This is a genomic window from Lysinibacillus composti (assembly GCF_016908465.1).
GTDB lineage: Bacteria > Bacillota > Bacilli > Bacillales_A > Planococcaceae > Ureibacillus > Ureibacillus composti_A.
The window spans coordinates 1-5,162 of the sequence record NZ_JAFBDY010000045.1 but is presented as its reverse complement, the minus strand read 5'-3'; the positions used below and the strand labels follow the sequence as shown (position 1 = coordinate 5,162).

Annotated in this window: 6 protein-coding genes; 3 read left to right on the top strand and 3 right to left on the bottom strand. The window is 32.2% G+C overall.

The window, feature by feature from the left end; genetic code table 11:
- Positions 1-635: 635 nt before the first annotated feature.
- Genes JOD29_RS20130 through JOD29_RS20830 form a run of 3 tightly spaced genes read left to right on the top strand, consistent with a single transcriptional unit; the run spans position 636 to position 2,160 of the window.
- On the top strand, positions 636-1,829 hold the full coding sequence (locus JOD29_RS20130; protein WP_158610619.1) for an outer membrane protein assembly factor BamB family protein: 1,194 nt from the start codon (positions 636-638) through the stop codon (positions 1,827-1,829).
- Positions 1,830-1,831: 2 nt separating this feature from the next.
- Complete coding sequence (locus JOD29_RS20835) at positions 1,832-1,966, top strand: stalk domain-containing protein (RefSeq protein ID WP_124767058.1); 135 nt, start codon at positions 1,832-1,834, stop codon at positions 1,964-1,966.
- A complete protein-coding gene (locus tag JOD29_RS20830) occupies positions 1,957-2,160 on the top strand; it encodes a copper amine oxidase N-terminal domain-containing protein (RefSeq protein WP_124767059.1) in 204 nt (67 codons plus the stop codon). Before JOD29_RS20835 ends, JOD29_RS20830 begins: the two co-directional genes overlap by 10 nt.
- A 333-nt stretch (positions 2,161-2,493) precedes the next feature.
- Here JOD29_RS20830 and JOD29_RS20115 read toward each other — a convergent pair whose 3' ends face one another.
- The 3 genes from JOD29_RS20115 to JOD29_RS20105 all read right to left on the bottom strand — a co-directional run bounded on the left by JOD29_RS20115 (position 2,494) and on the right by JOD29_RS20105 (position 4,952).
- Positions 2,494-3,087 (bottom strand): hypothetical protein, encoded by a 594-nt coding sequence (locus tag JOD29_RS20115; protein WP_124767055.1) that lies wholly within the window; start codon positions 3,085-3,087, stop codon positions 2,494-2,496.
- Between the two features lie 570 nt (positions 3,088-3,657).
- Complete coding sequence (locus JOD29_RS20110) at positions 3,658-4,419, bottom strand: CPBP family intramembrane glutamic endopeptidase (protein ID WP_158610621.1); 762 nt, start codon at positions 4,417-4,419, stop codon at positions 3,658-3,660.
- Between the two features lie 245 nt (positions 4,420-4,664).
- A complete protein-coding gene (locus JOD29_RS20105) occupies positions 4,665-4,952 on the bottom strand; it encodes a hypothetical protein (protein ID WP_124767057.1) in 288 nt (95 codons plus the stop codon).
- Positions 4,953-5,162 lie beyond the last annotated feature (210 nt).

Genomic DNA, 5,162 nt, shown 5'->3' with positions numbered 1-5,162 from the left:
AAAGGAAGGCTTATTTGGTATACCGATTTTTAGTATATCATGTACGATTTATATTTTTTATTGAAAAATGTTGACAACTATTAGCTGGTTTTTGTGGAATATTTTTTAGTTAAACCACTTCCCTGCAGTTGAAGTAGATTAAAGACCTTTGCCTTGAAACATTTTCTCCTAAACTTTCAAGCCCCTATTCAAGAACCCTATCGTTATGTAAAATTTTTAACGAATATACTTGAAACTGTATTTTCAAAAACCTTTAATCATTTCAATTAGCACGTTATTAATTTATTAGACAGAATTTCTTATAAATATATACTTACTTTAGATACCTATATTCTTCTAAAAATAATTAATTCTAGTAACAATGTTTGATTAATTTAATAGACTTTAGAATATATACTTCATATGATATATTGTAATAATTAGTATTTTTACTATTTTTTACATTTGAGAGGAGAATTGGATTGATAAGTGATAGGAAAAGTAAATTAAGGTCCACATTAGTAAAGGTATTTATAATTACCGTTGTATTGGCTATCTTTACAATAGGAAAGACAGAATCAACGCTGGCTGCAAAATCGGTAGACGGCTATAAGCAAGTTTGGTCGATGCCACTCGGCAATTCTGGAGGCTTCTACATGGACGAAATGTTCACAGATGGCTCTATACTCTATTCTAAGCGTACGTTCCAACGAGGGTTTGAAGAATTTGGAAGAGTTGGACCAACCGGAAAAATAGTTTGGAAGCGAAATAACTATATATACTCTTCTAGTGTTACAGAAAATGCGATTATCGCTCATACCCCTGGTGCAGACTACCAAAACGATACGATTATGATGATAGATAAAAAGACCGGTAAAACTAAAAGCAATTTTTTGCTTAAATCAGTCGGTGTTAATAATCTTGAGAATTATACAATAGACAAACAACAGATATATATAAGTGACAAGAACAAACTAATAGCAGTCAGATATGGAGGGAAAAAAGCGTGGGAACTAACTACTCACTCGGAGCTGTATAAAGCAACGAAAATCCCGATTGGCTATCAACAACCAATTATTATTAATGATAATATGATCTTGACTTGGATCACCTGTGGCTTTTCGGAAATGTGTTCCTGGATTGGGGATGATTCTTATCAACTGATCGCTTTGTCACCTAAAACCGGTAAAGTAATCTGGTCAGTACCCGAGAGAGTAGTTGGAGATTATGTTACGCTGAATCAAAAGAATGGGCAAATCATACTTGACTCCTATGACGGTACGGTAGCCTATCGTTACAGCGACGGAAAGAAGCTTTGGAGCTATAAACCGACTAAATCGAGCTTTTCGATAGGACAAGATTTTGGTATCGAAGATCCTGATGGAAAAATTTATTTGAATGTGATAAATGAAAACAACGGCGTATACAGCACAAGTCGTTTTATTTCACTGAATGCAGATGGTTCAGTTGCATGGACAACAACCTTTAACGCTGGGGCCATTTTAAACTTACGAGGATTCAGCCAGGATAAAAAGATATTATATTTTGAAAGTAATCTACCTTATAGCAACAAGTCAAAATTTTATCTCGTGGATCGTGGTACGGGAAAGAAATTATCCAAAGGAAAATACGACTTGGAGTATCCAATCAAAAATGGACATGTATCAATAGAGCGTACGAATTCCAAAAACGGCTTTAATCGAGCGACAATACGAACGGCCAACGGTGCAAAGATCGGTAGAATTGACTACCGAGAAAATGAAGAAATCCATGTTGGACCTGATTATAGAGTTTATATCCTTTCCGATAAACTTACCAGCTTTTCACCACAGACACGGCAGTCTCCGTAGAAATCAACGTACAATTTCCTAAACTGCCTCAAGCTACGGTCATAAAAAACGGGTATACGTATGTTCCTATGCGCAGCATACTTGAACAAAGTGGTGCTATTGTGAAATCAGATGGTAAAGCTCAAAAATTGCGATAAAGAAAAATAACTCGTCCATAGAATTGAAAATTAACAGTTCAAAAGCTGTTGTTAACAGAAAAACGGTGCAGATTGAGGCGCCAGGGATTAAGATAGGCAATTCAACGATGCTTCCGCTTAGTTTCCTTGTAGAAATCCTAGAAGTCAAAGTCACATGGGACAAAGCTACAAAAACTGTCTGGATAAATACTTAAATATTTGTTTTTATGAAGGAAATTTATAAGTTTGATTGATTAATTTGAAAGTAAATTAGATTTTCTTAGTAACAAAGCCGTTGAAGTTTACGATAAGTTAAACTTCAACGGCTTTGAAAATTGAATTAATAGAAATTAGAAATAAAACTTTCAACTAAATCCAATCTAATGAAAGTATATAGGAACAATAAAAAATCATGTTTACAGCACAATCGTTCTCAAAAAAGAGACGAATGCTGATTCACTGTCCTCGGTTGTATAATCGAGCCCTATTCTGGAATAACGGCCAACTTCTATTGACTTGTTTATTGAAGAGCACTTAGCTTAAAAAAGTTAGATATCATTCTCCCACGCTTTAAATATGTTAAATAAATCTTCTTCGTTATCTCTTTCTCTTTTATCATTAATTATTTTAAGAGTTAGATTATAAACTATATTTCTAGGGTCTAATTCAATTCCTGTACTAAATCCCATAATTACTGGACTATTAACGTATATCAAAGATTTAGGTTTTGTAACGAATCCCCAATATAATTTATCAAAGTTATGAATAAATACTTCTGCAAAATAAATAGCTAAATCCATTGCTAAACTAAGACTTCCAACGGTTAATTTCTTTTTATTTTCGATAACTTTTTCCTTAAGCCATGCAGGAGCATTCTTTAATTCATCTTCAATTTCTTCATCAGACTTAGTTATCGTAACAATCCTAGGTATAAACCATTTCCATATATGAACTAGTGACTTCGGCGATAAATCTAAATCCTCTAATTTTCCCCCACTAGTTTCTAGATACGCCTTTTTAATTAATTCAACCCTCTTAGGTACTTCTCTTACATACCAATCAAAATGAATTTTCGCTTCTTTTTTTGTCATTTTTTCAAATGATTTTATTTCAAATGGTGGATCCATTAATGGGTATTCCAAGATATCACCTCAAAATTATTCTATAGATTTGCTTCCTTACCTATACCCTTCCCACAATTTAATTCAGCGCTCCTGTTATTCCATTAAATGGACCAAAAAAGAGCCCAATTCCTCAAGAACGCGCCCTTTAGCGGAATAACAAGTTGGTTTGATATCAATAGAATTTCTCTGATGTATTAAGCACTTAGAATAAAAATAATCCTACTATTAAGCCTATTAAACCTATATAAAATAAGTAAGTAACTGTATCTGCTGGTTCTGTAAGCATTAATAATATTGCTAATCTCTCTTTATTTGATTCTGCATCTAAAATACTTTTAACTATATTTATAAGTGTAATACTTATCAATATAACACTTATAAGAATAATAAATATTTTCAAATTCAATCATTCCTTTAATATCACTCTAATCATTCCTAATAACTCATTATTCCACAACCTGGCCCTAGAATGTAAAATAAGCGCCAATTCCTCAAGAATGGCGCCCGATTGCTGAAGATTGTTCTTTTACTAATACTTTTGATAGTAATTACCTATAAAATCTATTATCCCATTTGCAAAATGTTTTGTTAGATTATAAATCCGCTAAATACCATTCCAATATTAATTACGATATGAAAAACAATACTCGGATAGATACTGTTAGTTTTAAGTGTGATTAATGCGTAAATTACGCCTGCAACTGAAATTAACAAACTGAGAGAAATAGAAAAACCAATTGCCATATGTAGAAGTCCAAAACCAACGCTTGTAACGATAATAGCATATCCAGTGGACGTGAATTCCTTTAGAGACGAGAGCATTATTCCTCTCCAAATAACTTCCTCAAAAACTGCATTAATTAGTGAGAAAAATAAACAAAACAATAATAGCGATTGGATATACTCAACATCTTTTTGAAAAATAAAAAAGAAATATACCATTCCATTAACAACGATTCCAATCATCCAAAACCAAAATGTATTAACTTTATGGAACGGCAAGACGATAGGATTTTTCCAATTAGGTTTTTCATTGTACCAAAAAACCTTCTTATTAAAGATACGATGGTTAATAACTATTCCTATAATGATAAAAACAAGAAAAAGACGATTAAGAATGATTTTTGTTTCCTTTGAAATATTCATCGTTCCAACATAATGATTAAAAACAGTAAATATCAAAAAACCTATTAGAAACGATAACAGTAGTGTTATAACGAATCGTCTTTCTTTTATGACAAATAACAAAATAAATAGTCCCATAAAAACAAATAAGGAAAAAACTTCTTGTTGGAATGAAATAGAAGTAATCCCTAGAAAAAATAAAGCCGCAATAATAATTAAAAACAAAAAGTTCCCCATCCTTATTATTTTTCATATATCTAATTTCCCCCACTAAAGGAGAAATCCTTCTTCAACTAACCTGATCTGTTAGCTTAAGTGCAGTTCTTCACAACCTTTCCTAAATATTAACATTAATATCCGTTTTTTTTTAGGTGTTATTCAATTAAATGGCCCAACAAGTAAAGACGCGTTCCTAAATGAACGCGCCCTATTCTGGAATAACTAAAATATGACCTCTATCATAAAATTAGTTATTTCTTCTTACCTTTTAATTCTAAAAATATAGGTGCTATATTTAGCAAGATAGAAACAATTGTCAAAAACCAGAATGCCCTTGCCATACCAGGTATTACATCCGATAAAGCTGCCCAATCTTCCACTTTTACCCACCGATTTAGATAACTGTAATCTGCACAAATTGTTAATGCTGTGAATGATAATGCCATCGCCATAGCAAGCTTATAATCCTTTCCTGCTGCATACAAAGAAAGATTTATAACAGTTACTACTATTGCAATAAGACCTAATATTAACCACATATTGATGCCTCCATTATACTTCCATATTTTTAATATAGACATAGATTGTAATTATATGGTTCCCGAAGCATCGTTTGGTAACAACTCATAAAAACGAGCGCTAATTCCTCAAAAAGGTACTGCACCCCAAAAGTTAGAGTAAAAAACTAACTTTTGGGGTGATTTTTTATGACTAAATATAATGAAGAATTTAAATTGATGGTGGTTCAA

What these genes read in the sequence shown, in the direction of transcription:
- JOD29_RS20130 (WP_158610619.1), top strand. Translation starts at nt 636, where the DNA reads ATGGACGAAATGTTCACAGATGGCTCTATACTCTATTCTAAGCGTACG.
- JOD29_RS20105 (WP_124767057.1), bottom strand. Translation starts at nt 4,952, where the DNA reads ATGTGGTTAATATTAGGTCTTATTGCAATAGTAGTAACTGTTATAAAT.